The sequence below is a fragment of the Leptospira interrogans genome (assembly GCF_900156205.1).
GTDB lineage: Bacteria > Spirochaetota > Leptospiria > Leptospirales > Leptospiraceae > Leptospira > Leptospira interrogans.
On sequence record NZ_FTNA01000021.1, the window covers coordinates 38,835 to 55,326 of the forward strand.

A 16,492-nucleotide genomic window follows, 5' to 3' on the forward strand; every position below is an offset into this window, starting at 1 on the left:
CTAAGAATTCGACCTTGTGGCAAGTAATTACATTTTATCTTGCACTCGACGATCATTGACAAATCCTGATCGTAATGACCTCTCTTTCCGAACTCAAAACCCTTTTCGGAATTTCTTCTTTTAGAACCTCTCAAGAGAAAATCATTACGGATGTTCTCTCTGGAAAAAATTGTATGGTGATCATGCCTACCGGAATGGGAAAATCGATCTGTTATCAAATTCCAGCGCTTATTTTAGAAGGATTGACAATCGTAATTTCTCCTTTGATTGCGCTTATGCAAGATCAAGTGTTAAAACTGAAACAACTCGGAATCGAAGCGGGCTATATCAATTCTTCTCTTTCCAAACAAGATAGACTTCAAAGTTATCAATACCTAAAAGAAGGTAAATACAAAATCATATATGTTTCTCCGGAACGTTTTCGTAAAAATGAATTTTTAGATTGTCTTAAAAACAGAAAAATTTCTCTTCTTGCAATCGACGAAGCCCATTGTATCAGTCAGTGGGGACACGACTTTAGACCAGATTACACTAAGATTTCTGAGTTTCGTGAAATTTTAGGTAAACCAATCACGATTGCGTTAACCGCAACTGCTACAACCGAAATTCAAAAAGACATGATCCTTCAGATGGGGTTAGAAAATTCGGAAATCATAATATACAACGAAGGAATCTGTAGACCAAATCTATTTTTAGACGTAAGGACATTTGTAGACGAACCTTCTAAATCAAACGCAATTCTAGAACTTTTAAAAAAACAAAATGGAAGTACTATCGTTTATTTTAATCTCATTCAGAATTTGGAAAAATTCTGTGAAAAGTTAGACATTCAAAAAATCGAATATCAAGTTTATCACGGAAAATTAACTACCGACCAAAGAAAAAAAGTACAGAACCAATTTTTAAAATCGAATGATAAAATTCTGCTCGCTACAAATGCGTTTGGAATGGGAGTAGATAAACCAAATATTAGAACGATCATCCACGCGGAACTACCCTCTTCTTTAGAAAGTTATTATCAGGAAATTGGAAGAGCGGGAAGAGACGGTAAACCTTCTGATTGTCATGTTTTCTATAACCAAGACGATCTTTCTGTATTAATGGATTTTATAGAATGGCAAAATCCAGACGCGGCGTTTATATCTCGCACATTTCAAACCTTGAAACGTTTGGGAGAAGAATTATCTTCGATTGATTACGAAGATTTACAATCTAAAATTGTTTTTAAAAATAGAGGAGACCACAGACTCCAAACCGTTCTCAATCTATTTGATAGATACGGAGTTACTTCTGGGGAATTAGAAAAAAATTCTTTAAAATTAATTTCTACTTTGCCCGAAGCGTTGTGTTCTGCGGAGTTATTAGAACTTAAAAAGAAAACCAGCCTAAAACGTCTATATCAAATGCTTCTTTACTTAAAATCAGAAAAATGCAGAAGAGAATTCGTCTACGAATACTTTGACGCCAAGTTTTCGGAATGTGGGAACTGCGATATTTGTAAAAATTCTAGTGAGTCAAAATAGAACTTTTTATATATGGAGAGAAATTCTTAGTTCGTTAACCTAAGTTCATTCAAAAGACAGAATGCGATTTTACTCTTTAGAGCGTGTCTAATTGTTCCTTGATTAAACTTTTAAATTTTCTTTTTCGCACTTATCGCGTCGTTAGACTTCTATAACAAATCTTTAACTAAGGCTTGTTTCAAAAGTTAAAATAACCGACAATTTCGGATTAGAAATAATTTTTGAGAACTTCATCATCTCTGTAAAATCGCCCGTCTATTTTTGTATCATCTTCATACGTCCGAGTAGCAATTAATAGAGTTGTTGAAAAATTTCTTATCTACTATTACAACTCATTTCAAAAATATTTTATTTCTGCTTAAAATGCCAATTCTAATCATTCTAAAATATTTTGAGACGGTTTATAGTAAAATAGAATTTTCCGTTCGTTCCGATGAAAAAGAAACCAAGGAGGATTAATTTTTCAACAACTTTAATATTTAAGAATAGCATTATATAGTTTAAACTATCTATCACCCGAACATCGATCAGAGCAAGATATCATCGTTCTTTTTATTACATTTCCCTCAAGACGGATAAAACCATTTTTTCATTTTATTTAGGAACCAAATAACCGACCGATTTTTGAAAAAATCGGCAAATTCTTAAAGTTGAAATGTTAGTAAAATTCAATTAGAAAATTTAAAAATTCTAATTTAGGAGAATGAAATGAACTATATACTTGTATGTATTATGACCGTATATCTAGTGTTAGGTTGTAATACAAAATCTCAAAACAACCCTTTTTTCTTTTCTAACTTCGCGGACTCAATTTTAAATCTGGTCCATAATCCGTCTAACACACATCTTTCGAGCTTTGACTGCGCCCCTTCTTACGATTCCTCCAAAGGATACGTTTATATCCTAAATTCTTACGGACTTTCCTGCGAACGTCTTTCCGTTCCTTCCGGTGAACAACTCAGCGTTTTGGCCTACCCACCGGCTAACGCAAGATTTGCGGACTATTTACTAATCTGGAAAGATCTTACGCCCCAAGAACTTTCTAACTATCAAAACGGTATCCTTCCTCCTCAAACCAAACACATGGACTCAAAAGACATTACGGAAATTTCCGATCTAAGACCTACGGGATCCGCCTATCAGATGAGTATTTCCACTCTCAATTGGTCTCCAGGAACTTATACTCTTGCGATGCAAGGGGATCCACAAACTCAGTACCCGACCGTCACGGAAAACGTCACCATCTCTTCCGTTGTAGATTCTACGTTTAACAACATTATCAACGATATGATCACCAACAATCGAGACGCATATATTTATTCAAACGGTAATCCGGTTTCAAGCTCTTCAAAACTTTACCGTGGAAATACTTATATTTTTGCTTTAAACCTAAATAAAATCAAAACCGTAAAGAACGAGGTCTCGGTGGATTATATTAAGCTGTTAGGTGAATTCACGCTTAATTCTGGAATGCTTAAGTTACATTTGGTTCCCACTAATAAAAAATCAAGAATCAGCACGGAATGTTCAACCACTTCCGATTTCCCGGTTTCCATTTCCAATTATCCTCAGGGAATTCTTACAGTCCGTTTTCAAACTCCTCCTTCTATTAAATTCTACCATGCAGATGAAAATATCTTTAGTTTCAAGATTTATCATAACGCACCTTCGGACTGTTCTTCTGGCAGTAATAAAACTACGGAATTTTCAAGAAACATCATAGACCTTCATACTGCCGAAACTCCCATACCCGTAAACGCGGCGGGACCTCTGGATACGATCAAAATCCGTATCGTTCGATTCGGAGATACTCAATTTACTACAAACGATTCCTTAACTTCTTGGGGAAATATTCTCACTTCTGAATTTTACGAAGCCACTAAAAAATATTTCAAATTGGAAATCCAAGGGATCCAAAATTTTTCTATGATTCAACCGGATCTCAATCAGGCCTTAGTTGAAAACTGGTATAACACAAGACCCAAAACTCCTGGAAAAACTCCTCTCAATTTGAACAACCCGGATGAACGCCTTCTGGCTACGATGTTGTATTACGAATTCAATCAAACAAAATTGCTCACGGATTTAGAGATCCTTTATCCCATTCGCCAAAATGGAGAAGACGTTACCCTATATATATCAGACTTTTCTAAAATCCAAGGAGGGGCTTACGCAACTTCCAACGCTCAATTGGGACAATCAATTGTTCCTATTACGAATGTTTATTTAGCGACGTATTCGGATGCAAACATTATAGATACGAGAGTTTTCCATACTATAACAAACGGAACGACTACCTTCCACTTCGATCCTACTTTCTATCAGCCTTGTTTAGGTTGTCCTCCAAGCGTTGCAAACGCAACGGAATACGTAGAAGTGATGAGACAAAGAAATCTACAATACACGTCCCAAAATATTTCAATTCACGAGTTAGGTCATACTTCTTGGCATCATAAGATGGGAGGAATCCGAGTGGGTGACTTCCCAGAACCGGGTAGACCGTTTGACCAACATTACGAAGGTGCAAGACTGATGGGCTCCGTTTACGATGACAATTCGATCGACTTTTTTAGAAATATGGAATATATGTCCTCGAAAAGGTTGAGGGAAATACTCAATCAAACATACGGAGATATTTTAATCGAAAGATTACTTTCTAGGTATGGAGTAAACTTTCGAAGCCATAAATATACTTTCGTACCGACAAACCCGCATAACGCAAACTTTGGAGGAATCACACAAGCAGATGGTTATTGCAATCTGGATTCCAATAAACCCTCTAAACTACTTTCTTTAGGAGGTGGGTATAAGGCGATGCTCGTCGGAGATACTCGTAGAGCTTCCCTAAGTCCAAACGCGGGAGACGGACAAATAGACTGGGTACTCAAACCTCTCCAAGAATATAGACGTTCGGATGATACAATCATCGGAACGACAAATTCTGTAGGACTTTTTTCATTTCCATTCCAAAATTCTTTTGCAGGAAACTATGCGATTTGGACCGGACTAGATCAAACTTGGAAAAATAAAGTTATTTCCGTAAACCAATTGAATTGTCTCAATTGGACTTCTTCTAGTACCAATGAATTAGGAGCGTTCGGGTTAGCAAATTGGAAATATGGAAACTCCATTTTTGTCGGTCAAGGAATTTGCTCAAAGACTTCTTTACCCGATCATACAGATCCATACAACTGGAAAGATGTTCCTGCTAGCATTCTTTGTGTGGAACAATAGTTTTATCAATTGAAATCAGGTAAGTGTTTTCATTGTGAACTATGACGCTTGAACGAGACGGGACATTTGGGTTGTGCTGACTCGTGTAGTAATTTACTCCCCGAATACAATGGGCTCCTAGGAAACTCAAAAAATTGTTTCCTAGGAGTCACAATTCAAAGAATTTTATGAAAGTATTTCATTCACACTTTCGTGATTACTCTAGACTTCGACAAAACTTCTTACGCGGAACTTACCTTAAATGTGGAAAAATTAAACGGAAACATAAAAACTATTTCTGTTTTTTCATTTACAAGATTGTATTTTAAGCGTTTCTATCTTATAACAATAGGAGAATTGAATATGAAAATTTTATCATATATTCTAGGTGGATTTGTGGCATTGATAATAATCCTTGCGATCATTTCTCCCAAGGAATTTAAATTAGAAAGAGAAGTTATCATCAATCAACCCAAAAACGTAGTTTTTACAGAACTTAGATTTCTGAAAAATCACGAACAGTGGAACGCATGGTCTAAAAAAGATCCTCAGATGAAAAAACAATTTAAAGGAACAGATGGCAAAGTCGGATTTATTTCTTCTTGGGAAAGTGAACATCCAGAAGTAGGAACGGCAGAACAAGAAATTACAAACATCGTAGATGGGGAAAGACTCGATACTCAAATCCGTTTTCAAAAACCTTTTGAAGGAAGTTTTAATTCCTATATTACGACTCAATCTGTAAATGAAAAACAAACAAAAGTTTTGATCGGCATGTCAGATAAGATGTCCTTTCCTATGACAGTGATTAGTTTTATAGTTAATGTTTGTTTTGATCAGCAACAGAAAATCATTCAGAACTTGGATGATAGTCTAAATAATCTGAAAGTTCTTCTGGAAAAATAACGACCTATCTAAAACACTTGCGCGCTGGGATTACACAAGGTTCAAGCAAGCGATTTGCCATTAGAAAAACAGAAATCAGAGCAAATAAAATAAGTTAGACAATTTTATAAAAAAGGTTAATTAGGTAATCTTTATATTTTAATTTTATAAAGTTTTCTTAAAGAAAATCTCTTTTTATTTTTTTAAGCAAACTTTATATATTTCGGATAACGTAATAAAATTTCTGACATTCGTAGTTCTGATGCGCTTGTACACAACGAGATAAAAGGTTTGTTTGTCTTTAAACATCAAAGGTTATGTATAAAGACCGTAATAATTTTCAAGCGGGACGCAAATGGAAAACGAAGTAAAGAAAAAAAGCATCCGTTACTCCACCATTGTTTTAATAGGGAAAAATTCTTGTAAAAATACATTTCTCTTCAATAAGCTCAAATAAATTATTTTTATTTTTCATTTGATTTTTTAAAACTCCAGCAATTAGATCGGCAACTTGTATAAAAGGATGATCGCTACTTTGAAACATTTCTAATTGTTCAACCTTTTTGAAATAATATTCAGTATTCTTTTTCGTAATGTAATCTTTGAATTCTTTTTGAAATTGAGAATTTTTACCTGAATACTCATCGAAATAAAGATTTATACTACCTCCTAAATATTTCACAAGCTCTTTGAACGCCTTCCAAAATCTAGACTATAATTCTTTAGAAATTTCTAATAATTGCGTGAGTTCCAACAAGAACCGTCACATCCAGACATTTTACGAACTTTCCAGTAATTCTTTATCATCCAATCTCTGCAATCTTTAAGGTTTTAGAGGTTCTATGTAAAAAACGTGAGTCCGAGGTAAGAAATCCTCTTTATGAAAGTCAATCTTTATGCAAGAAATAAAATGAGGAACTACTACAAATCTAAATTTTGCAGATGAATTTCTAAAATGTAGGAACTACCGCAAATCACGGCTTTACAAACAAATTCTATATTTGTGAGAATTCCCATTTTCAATTTTTTTACGGAAAAATTTCCTCACCCGCCCACGTTAACCAAATTAAAATTTTACTAAATTAACGTAAATTCGGCATAACGCGAAAGGGATCGATGAATGAACTCAGCACAACGCTTCCTATGAGGCGCGTTGTAAGGTTAAGTTATTGGTACTTTATAAAAATTGAATCTAGTTCTAAAATTTTACAATAACTTGACCAGAGCTGAGAGCCCGGTCCGGCTGCCTATGACAGCCGGATTCGCCCAGATTTTTAACCATCGAACTTGCGTTAAATTAAGAAAGTCGCATACATTTTTCAAGATCAGAAACGTTATCAACTGGAAGTTTACAAGAAAAATTCTCACAAACATAAACGAGAGCATTTCCACCGCTATCCCTGGAATCAAAAAGAGAAGAAAGTTTTCTTGCCTCCTCTAACTCGTCTTCGTTGACCACCGCAAGAAACGAGTCAGGTAAAAACCGAGACTGAATCCAGGCGAGCATATCTTTACCCTCTTCTGAATTTTTGCGAATCAAAACGATTTCCCTAAAATGATGTTTATAGGACCAATAAGCAGAAAGCAAAAACGGATAGCTAAGAGCATAAGAATATAATTCTTTTCTAAAATATAAGAAGATCGATTCTGCAATTTCACGATAATAGTTCGAATTTACTCCCAAAAAAGATAACCTTACCAAAGAATGAGCAAGAGAGCTATTCGCAGACGGTTCCACACCGTCATAACCGTCCACACTCCTTCTTAATAAAACCTCGCCGTCGATTCCGGTATCAAAGAACACACCCACAGGAGAACGAAACAAACGAATCGCTTCTTCCATCCAAAGAACCGCGTTTTGCAAATAACGAACTCCTCTACCCGCCTCGAACAATACAATCGAAGAAGCAATCATCTCTGCATAATCATTCGAATATCCTAATATTCCAGATTCTCCTTCCCGAAATCTTCTCAAGATTCTACCGTTAGAATCGATTAGATTTTTTTCGATAAAAGAATACGTTTCCTCAGCAAGTTTTAAAAAGTCTTCTCTCTGAAATGCGATTCCAGTTTTTACAAGCGCTTTGATATAGAGACCATTCCAAGAAGTCAAAATTTTATCGTCTCTAAGTGGACGAATTCTTTTACTCCTTCTTTCCAAAAGTTTAACCTTTCCTTTTGCCAAAGCTTTATCTAACTGTTTTAATTCTTCTTCTGTAAAATTGGAGCCACGAAAATTTTCATGCAGTATATTTTTACCCTCAAAATTACCTTCTTTCGTAACGTTCCAAAATTTTTCCAAAAGGAAAGAATCCTCTCCACAAACTTCTCTAAATTCTTCTAAATCCCAGATATAAAAAAGTCCTTCTTCTCCTTCAGAGTCCGCGTCCTCTGCGCTACAAATTCCACCTTCGTCCATTCTCATGTCCCGATGTAGATAAGAAACTATATCAAGTGCAAAAGATTCGGCAGAAATTTTTTTCGAAACCAAAGAATACTCCGCCAGAATTTCTAAAAAAAGAGAATTATCATAAAGCATCTTTTCAAAATGAGGAACCAACCATCTTGGATCGGTAGAATAACGACAAAGTCCCCCGCCGATTTGATCATAGATTCCACCTCGTTTCATAGCGAGAAGAGTGTTTTCTACCATTTCCAAAGCATTTGGATTTCCAGAAGAATGATAATATCGAAGTAAAAATCCAAGTCCCATACTAGGAGGAAACTTATTAACTTGATTAGTTTTAAAACCTCCGAACTGAGAATCATAATAATTTTCATAGAGTAAAAATCCGGAATCAAAACAATTCTCCGGTGGAAAATCGGCTTCTTGTTTTTCTTTTGCCCTACTTTCTCCAGAATCTTTTAGATATTGGGAAAGTTCCGAAGCCGCAGCAATTAATTCCGATCGTTTTTCTGTCCAAACTTTTTGAATGATATTCAAAACTTCTAAAAAACCTTTTCTTCCGTATCTGGATTCCGGAGGAAAATAGGTTCCACCTGTAATTGGTTGTCCTTCAGGCGTCAAAAACATATTCAGCGGCCAACCTCCTTGCTGTTCCATTGCGTGTAACGCGTCCATATAAATCCGATCTATATCCGGTCTTTCTTCTCGATCCACTTTGATCGATACAAAATGAAAATTGAGATAATCTGCGATACTTTGGTTCTCAAATGATTCTTTTTCCATTACGTGACACCAATGACAAGTAGCATAGCCAATAGATAAAAAAATAAGCTTATCTTGATCTTTTGCTTTGGTTAAGGCTTCTTCACCCCAAGGAAACCAATCCACCGGGTTATAAGAATGTTGTTGTAAATAAGGACTTTTCTCTTTTGAAAGTCGGTTGGGATTACGGGAATTGGATTCCATTGAATTGTTCTCTTTTAGACTCATAAAATCTATTTTTCGATTTCTAAAAAACTTCCTACATTCAACCATGTCCATTCAGTAGGCACTTGTATGTATTACAAAAAGAAAAGGACATTAGAAAAATTTCTCGTTTTCGGAACCATTCTACTCACGATGATTCAGCCTACTTGGAGTGAGGACATACTTCCGGAAGAAACTGTTTTAGAAGAGAATAAAAAATCTCCCGTTGAAAATTTAGGTGACTCCAAAAAAATATTGAGACTGACTTTAAAAGACGCAGTCAATTATGTTCTTGAAAAGAATATTACAATCCAAAACGCTAAAATGGAATATGTAAAAGCGGACGGTGGAGAACTTAAAAACGAATCCCAATTTACTTGGAATCTAATCGGTGGAATTACCGTTTTCAGGACAACTCTCCCTGCCAATAGAAATAACATCTTTGCCGGAACCAAACAAAGCCAAGATAAATTAAGCGTCGGAATTGAGAAAAATTTTAGAACTGGAACGTATGCAAAATTAGAAGCAAGTACTACTCGTTTTGATACGAGCGCTTTCGAAAACCCGTCCACAACTCCTTCCAACTTAGCGGCGCTTGCAATTCCTCCTTTATATACAGGCGCTTTGACCATCACTTTAAGCCAGGAAATCTTAAAGTATAGTTTTGGAAAAACTCAGAAAGAAAGAGAAGCCATTTTAAGACAAAATACTGTAATCAAAAGAGAAGAATTGATTTATGTACTTTCGCAGCTTGTAGCACAAACATTGATTCAATATTGGAGTTTAAATATCTACGACTCGAACGTAAAAACGCTGCAAGATTTAGAATCCAATACTAGAAACATCAGAGATTTGACCGTTAGAAAACGAAACTTAGGGCTTTCGGAAGGTTTTGAAGTCAATCTATGGAATTCTATTCTTTCTCAAACAGCAGGTAATTTAGAAAAAGCTAAAGTGTCTCGTAAAGAAGCAGAAAGAAATTTAATTCGGATTTTAAACGCGGATCCTTCTTCTAAAATCGAAGGTGTTACTGATCTTCAAGAAAACGTTCCTTTAGATTTTAACGTGGAAAAGGATTATATCTACGCACTTGATCATAGAACCGATCTAAAAAATCTTCGCAAACAAAGGGAAATCGCAGAATTAAATCTTAAGATCAAAGAAGCAGAAGACATGCCTTCTTTAAAACTTTCAGGGGCCTATTCTACAAGAGGACAAAATATTGTTTCTCCTCAACAAAATCTCACGGATGGAAATAGAGGAGTCGCCTCTTTTAAATATCCGGAAGCATACGCGGCTTTTCAATTTTCTTATCCTCTTTGGGATAAAGGGATCAAGGCAGATATTCGAAACGCAAAATTAGACGTACAGAATCTAGAAAAAAAAGAAGCTGAGTTAAAACTTTCCATCAAAGAAGAATTAGAAAATCGTTATGCTGCCATCGTTGCCGATAAAGATATTTTCGAAGGTGCTAAAAAAAGAAAGGAAGAAGCAAATAAATTCTACAAAGGTCTTTCCGAACGTTTTCGTCAGGGAAGATTTACCGCGGTCGCGGTTAAAAACGCCTTAGACAACGTAATTCAATCTGAATTACAAGTTACCCAGGCAAAAATTCAACTGAACATAGACATTCTTCGCTATGAATTGGCAAAAAATCATATCTTCGAAAGGTTCGGCGTGAACGTAAATGACATCATCGATCGACTGATGAAGATGGTGGATATTGCACAATCCAAATCTTCTACGGAAACTTCCGAAAAATAAATCTTCCGGTTCTACTTCTTTTTTAAGTTGATAGTTGATCCAAGTTCATTGATCTCAAAAGTTCTTTTTTATTTAACGTGAGTTCGGCGGATTCATTATGTCGAACTCAAGTTACTTGGAACTTGTTCCAAAATCTCAAAGAATTTTATGCGATAATTTTTTAGAAATTCTTAATAAAATGTAGTAGTTTCTACAAATTAAGTCGCATTTAGCAATTTGCGAACTTTCAAACAGTTTTACTCATAACTATATAATAAAATACCTAATATTTTGCATGGAATCAGTGTTTTGTGATAAAATTAACGGTACTCAATTTTATGGAGATCAGTAATATTATTAAGTTTTCGTAATAGTTCCTACATTGATTTGATGTATTGAATATTCGATTTCCCAAAACTACGATTCTGATTTCCCAAATGGTTTTAGTTATTTCATAAATTTGTAACCAACACTTTAAAGTTGTATTCAATAAAACTCTACAATGAAGTTCTTTCCAATTTTATAACGTTATAACTAAATTAACGTGAGTTCGGCGAAATCCAATACGAAAGTGATTGAAGCCGTCGGGAGACTTTTAGCAAAACGCTCTTTAAAACCAACGTCTCGCTTCTTGAACTCAATAAAACGCTTCCTAAATTGAATGCCGATTTTTAGAGGTATTCGCTGAGTTTTCTGAGTCGCTCATCCGCGTTTTATAATCAATTGTAATTCAAGACAATATATTGCATTATGTTTCTTTCATACAATTTAATTGACTGGAGCTGAAAGCGCGGTCCCCGGATTCATCCTCTATTTCCTTACTCTGAATCACGTTAAATTATAGCAGTGCACTATCTGCAAAAAACGAAAGAATTTAAACTATCCGATTTTCAACGAAGTTAAATACTCAAAAGATTATTAAAATGTCGTAACTATTATAAAAAAGAGGTGTGAGTTTTAAAACTCACACCTCTTAACTTGAAAAACAAAACCAACTTTAAAGTTTTTATTTCGGAACAACTTTTACGAAATAATTTTTGTTCGCTTCGAAATCCTTTAAAATTCCTTCAGAAAGGTCAGAACTGGTCAATTTAGAATGTTCAGAGATTAGATTTTTGATGATCTCGTAATCTACGTTTTCTAAATCTACGGTCCTCACATATTCTTTGTTGAGAAGAGGTTGAATGTCCCATCCCTTCTGAAAGAAATACGCAGTTCCCCCAGTCATACCAGCTCCCATGTTTTTACCGACACTTCCAAGACAAACAATAGTTCCGCTGGTCATATATTCAAGGAAGTGATCTCCGGCTCCGCCTACAACCGCTTCGGCTCCAGAATTACGAACTCCAAAACGTTCTCCGGCTCTTCCGGAACAAAAAAGTTTTCCGGAAGTTGCACCATAAAGACAAGTGTTCCCTATAATTGTATTTTCATAGGCTTTGAACTTAGACTTACGATGTTTTTTGATTACGATCACACCACCACAAAGACCTTTACCAACGTAATCATTTGCATCTCCGTGTAAGGTGATCTGAACTCCCTTAACAAGCCAAGCTCCCAAAGATTGTCCTGCGGTTCCTTCCAAAATGATTTCTAACTTTCCTGGTAGCCCCTTAGAACCATATTTTCTAGCGATCAAACCGGAAATCTTAGCTCCTACGGTTCTGTTCGTATTGCGCACCAAGTACGAAAGAGCCATAGAAGATTTTCCTTCGAGCGCTTTTTCTGCGTCCTTGATAATGCGATCATCCAAAACTTCTCCGACTGGCTCCTTGCGAATCGATCTGTCTTTTTTCTGTTTTGTAGGATCGTAAAACAAAGGCAAACGAACCAAAATCGGATTGAGATCGAGAGAATCCAAACGATCCCTTTCATAACGTGTAATTTGTTTTAATAAATCGGTTCTTCCAATGATCTCGTCGATAGATCTAAATCCGAGCTCCGCAAGATACTCTCTTACTTCCAAAGCAAGACAAGTGAACAGATTCACAAGTTGATCCGGAGATCCTTTGTATTTTGCACGAAATTTAATATCCTGGGTCGCAATCCCCGTAGGGCAATTGTTCAAATGACACTTTCTAGCCATGATACAACCGAGTGCGACAAGGGACGCAGTTCCGACCCCGTATTCTTCCGCACCTAAACAAGCCGCAATGATCACATCTCTTCCAGAAACGATTCCACCGTCGGTTCGGAGAACAACTCTATCCCTTAGACCGTTCATTACTAAAACTTGATGTGTTTCAGAAAGCCCCAGTTCCCAAGGAGAACCAGCATACTTAATCGAGGTAATCGGAGCCGCACCCGTTCCTCCAACATGACCAGAAATAAGAATTACATCCGCGTTTGCTTTAGCAACACCGGCTGCGATCGTTCCCACTCCCGCTTCGGACACGAGTTTTACGGAAACTTGCGCCTTGTGGTTTGCCATCTTCAAATCGTAGATGAGCTGAGACAAATCCTCGATCGAATAAATATCATGATGAGGAGGAGGAGAAATCAAATCGATTCCCATCGGAGTATGACGATTCGTTGCAATCTCTTCGTTATTTTTCTTACCTGGAAGCTGACCACCTTCTCCCGGTTTTGCGCCTTGAGCGATTTTGATTTCTATCTCAGTCGCAGAATTTAAATATTCGGAAGTGACTCCAAATCTACCTGAAGCAATCTGTTTGATGGAAGAATTAGCAAGATCCCCTTTTTCGTTCACAACATAACGAGAGGGATTTTCTCCACCTTCTCCCGAAGAAGACTTAGCACCTAACCGGTTCATAGCGATCGCAAGATCCGTATGAGCTTCAATCGAAAGCGCACCATGAGACATCCCCGGAGTTAAAAAACGTTTTTGAATTTCAGTGACGGTCTCCACTTCCTCAATCGGAATCGGTTTTTTAGCAACGAAGTCGAATAAATCCCTTATGTTAATCGGATCACTTTCTTTCAAAATTTTGGTGGCTTCTTTAAAAGCTTCGTAGTCGTTATCGACAGCAGCTTTTCTTAAAAACTTAACAACTCTAGGAGACCAACGGTGAGGCTGATCGTCCTTCTCAGAAATAAAGTCTTCCGGATTGATTTCCTTATAAAAAGCTTGTTCGTGGTTTCGGAGAATATTTTGTTCGATTCCACCGATTCCAATTCCAGAAATTCTGGAATACGTTCCGGGAAAATATTTAGAAACAAGGGTTCTAGAAAGACCAATTGCTTCAAAAACCTGACCACCTACATAAGAAGATAGAATGGAAATTCCCATTTTAGACATGATTTTAAGAAGTCCATCGTCTACACCGTAGCGATAATTTCCACAGATCTTATAAAATTCCGGACGAGCTCCATCTTCTCCGTCAAATTCTCCTTTTTCCCAAAGATCAAATAACGTGTCCCAAATTAAATAACTGTTAACTCCGGAAGCTCCATAACCTAACAACACTGCTACATTATGAATTTCGAATGCAGATCCTGTCTCTACTAAAATAGAAACTGCAGAACGAGTTTTGCTTCTAATTAAATGATTATGAACCGCCGCCAATGCAAGTTCCATCGGAATAGGAGCTCTTTCCTTTGAAAGTTTCTTATCAGAAAGAATTAAAATATTCGTTCCGGAAGTAGCGGCCTTAAGAGCCTGATCCAAAAGTGCATCCAAAGCGGTTTCAAGATAATTTCTGCTTTGACTTGCCTCCGTTTCCAGATGCGCTTCAAAGGTTGCGTCTAACGTTAAAATTTTATAAGGCTTTCCTTCCATTTCTCGGATTCTTTTTAAATCCAAATTGGTAAGATATGGATGAGAAAGCACCAAACAGTTCTGAGGTTTTTCGTCTCCAAATAAATTCATCTTTTTAACAAGACGAGTGTAAAGAGAAGTTACACCTTTTTCCCTCATATAATCGATTGGAGGATTGGTTACTTGAGCAAATCTCTGACGAAAATAAGTATAAAGACCAATTCTAGAAAGCATCAAAATCGAAAGAGGAGTATCGTCTCCCATAGAACTAATCGCTTCTTTTCCCTGATGTGCCTGTGGTTTGATCACTGACTTTTGTTTAAAAGGAGAATAAGCAAATAAGATCTGCCTTCTTCTTAGATCATCCCCCTTGTAAGTGATCGTTTCATTGATAGAAGAATCTAAATCTTGATTGAGATAGGATACGTTCTCTTTAGACCATTCTCTGTAATCATATTTCTTTTCAAAAAGAGAGTTAATATCTTCGTTATAATAGAGTTTTTTCTCTTTTAAATTGATTCCTATCATTTCTCCGGGACCAAGACGTCCTTTTTTAATCACGAGTTCCTCTTCCACTTGAACAAGTCCAGCTTCTGAACCCATGACCAAAAGACCGTCTTCCGTAACCGCATAACGTGCGGGACGAAGTCCGTTTCTATCTAAAGCACCCCCAATCCAATCCCCTTCTGCAAACGCAAGCGCTGCGGGTCCGTCCCATGGCTCTATTAGAGTATTATTATATTCGTAAAAACTTTTCAACTCTTCCGACATAGTCAGGTTTTTAGACCAAGCATTGGGGACGAGCATCGCTTTTGCTTGTAGAACATCCTTACCAGAGCGGACAATTGCTTCCATCGCATTGTCTAAACTTGCAGAATCGCTCATATGAGGACGAATAATCGGATGAATTTCTTTTTGGTATTCACCCCATTTTTTACATTCTAGTTCTTCTTCCCGAGCAAGCATCCAGATTCTATTTCCAGCGATCGTATTGATTTCACCGTTGTGGGCTAAAATTCTAAACGGTTGTGCTAAAGCCCAAGAAGGAAACGTATTTGTAGAATATCTTTGGTGAAAGATACAATAAGGAGAAACCATCTCTTCCGAATTTAAATCATCGTAAAACTGGGAAACCTGATTTCCGTTGAATAATCCTTTAAAAACGATTCTTTCAGACGAAAGAGAACAAATATAAAGATCTCCCGCAAGAGAGTGACGATCCGCGTCTCTCATCAATTTTTTCTGAATCAAAAATAGTTTAGTCTCGAAGTCTTCGTTCGACATCCCTTCCGGTTTGCCGATAAGAACCTGCTCAATCTGAGGTCTGGACTGGTTTGCCTTAGGTCCGAGTACTTCCGGATTTACTGGAACGTATCTCCATGCATAAAGTTTAAAATTGAATTCCATGAGCGCGGACTCTACGAGACTACGACACATGTCTTGTTTATCTATATCTTCTCGAGGAAGAAAAATCATTCCTACTCCGATGGAATCTTCATCAGGTCTTCTGTGACCCATCTCTTCTATGTAGGTGGCAAATAACTTTTTAGGAATCTGGATCATGATACCGGCTCCGTCTCCGGTAACCATATCTGCATCTACCGCACCTCTATGTGTCAGGCAAGCTACAGCCTTAAGCCCCATAGACACAATTCTGTGACTGTTTTCTCCCTGATAGGAAGCAACAAATCCCACTCCACAGTTATCATGTTCAAACGACTTTTCATAGAGTCCATTTTCTTCCAGATACTTTTGAAGTTGTAATTGTTCTTTTAGATCGTTCATCTGCCAGATCCCTCTTCATCCAATTTCCCTGGTTTCCATATTACGTCGGGTTCGTCTATGGTCGAAATTTCAGCAAAATTCCCCAGTTACAGCCAATAAATTGAGAGTTGAGTAAATTGAAAACATTCTTTTAAAAGACTGGATTGAAATAAGAATCTTTCGGGACTCTACCATACAAACAGGACTATCGTTCTTCGTTGGATCCTTCTTTTTCAAAAAATTTTCTCACTCCTGAGTATAACACAATTGAAA

The 16,492-nt window shown here is 36.8% G+C and carries 7 protein-coding genes; 4 read left to right on the plus strand and 3 right to left on the minus strand.

The genetic code is table 11. The features are described from left to right. Nucleotides 1-74: 74 nt before the first annotated feature. From BW942_RS15530 to BW942_RS15540, 3 genes are all read left to right on the plus strand, one after another. Nucleotides 75-1,523 carry a RecQ family ATP-dependent DNA helicase gene (locus BW942_RS15530; RefSeq protein WP_000202873.1) on the plus strand — a complete coding sequence of 483 codons (1,449 nt, stop codon included), beginning with the start codon at nucleotides 75-77 and terminating at the stop codon, nucleotides 1,521-1,523. Between the two features lie 708 nt (nucleotides 1,524-2,231). Further along, the gene (locus BW942_RS15535; RefSeq protein WP_002084608.1) at nucleotides 2,232-4,757 is read left to right on the plus strand and encodes an extracellular matrix-binding protein Lp95; all 2,526 of its coding nucleotides are present in this window, start codon (nucleotides 2,232-2,234) and stop codon (nucleotides 4,755-4,757) included. Nucleotides 4,758-5,099: 342 nt separating this feature from the next. Beyond that, the gene (locus BW942_RS15540; protein ID WP_002145501.1) at nucleotides 5,100-5,642 is read left to right on the plus strand and encodes an SRPBCC family protein; all 543 of its coding nucleotides are present in this window, start codon (nucleotides 5,100-5,102) and stop codon (nucleotides 5,640-5,642) included. A 382-nt stretch (nucleotides 5,643-6,024) separates the two neighbouring features. Here the strand turns inward: BW942_RS15540 and BW942_RS15545 are convergent, their stop codons facing one another. Further along, nucleotides 6,025-6,303: a DUF3800 domain-containing protein gene (locus BW942_RS15545; RefSeq protein WP_000876132.1), complete on the minus strand. Its 279-nt coding sequence runs from the start codon at nucleotides 6,301-6,303 to the stop codon at nucleotides 6,025-6,027. A 615-nt stretch (nucleotides 6,304-6,918) separates the two neighbouring features. After that, nucleotides 6,919-9,018 (minus strand): thioredoxin domain-containing protein, encoded by a 2,100-nt coding sequence (locus BW942_RS15550; RefSeq protein ID WP_170870528.1) that lies wholly within the window; start codon nucleotides 9,016-9,018, stop codon nucleotides 6,919-6,921. Between the two features lie 66 nt (nucleotides 9,019-9,084). On the opposite strand from BW942_RS15550, the gene BW942_RS15555 reads away from it, so the two are divergent. Further along, the gene (locus BW942_RS15555) at nucleotides 9,085-10,758 is read left to right on the plus strand and encodes a TolC family protein (RefSeq protein ID WP_000291493.1); all 1,674 of its coding nucleotides are present in this window, start codon (nucleotides 9,085-9,087) and stop codon (nucleotides 10,756-10,758) included. A 985-nt stretch (nucleotides 10,759-11,743) separates the two neighbouring features. Here BW942_RS15555 and gltB read toward each other — a convergent pair. Then, entirely contained in the window at nucleotides 11,744-16,240 is a 4,497-nt protein-coding gene (gene gltB, locus BW942_RS15560) for a glutamate synthase large subunit (RefSeq protein ID WP_082279652.1), read from the minus strand. Nucleotides 16,241-16,492 lie beyond the last annotated feature (252 nt).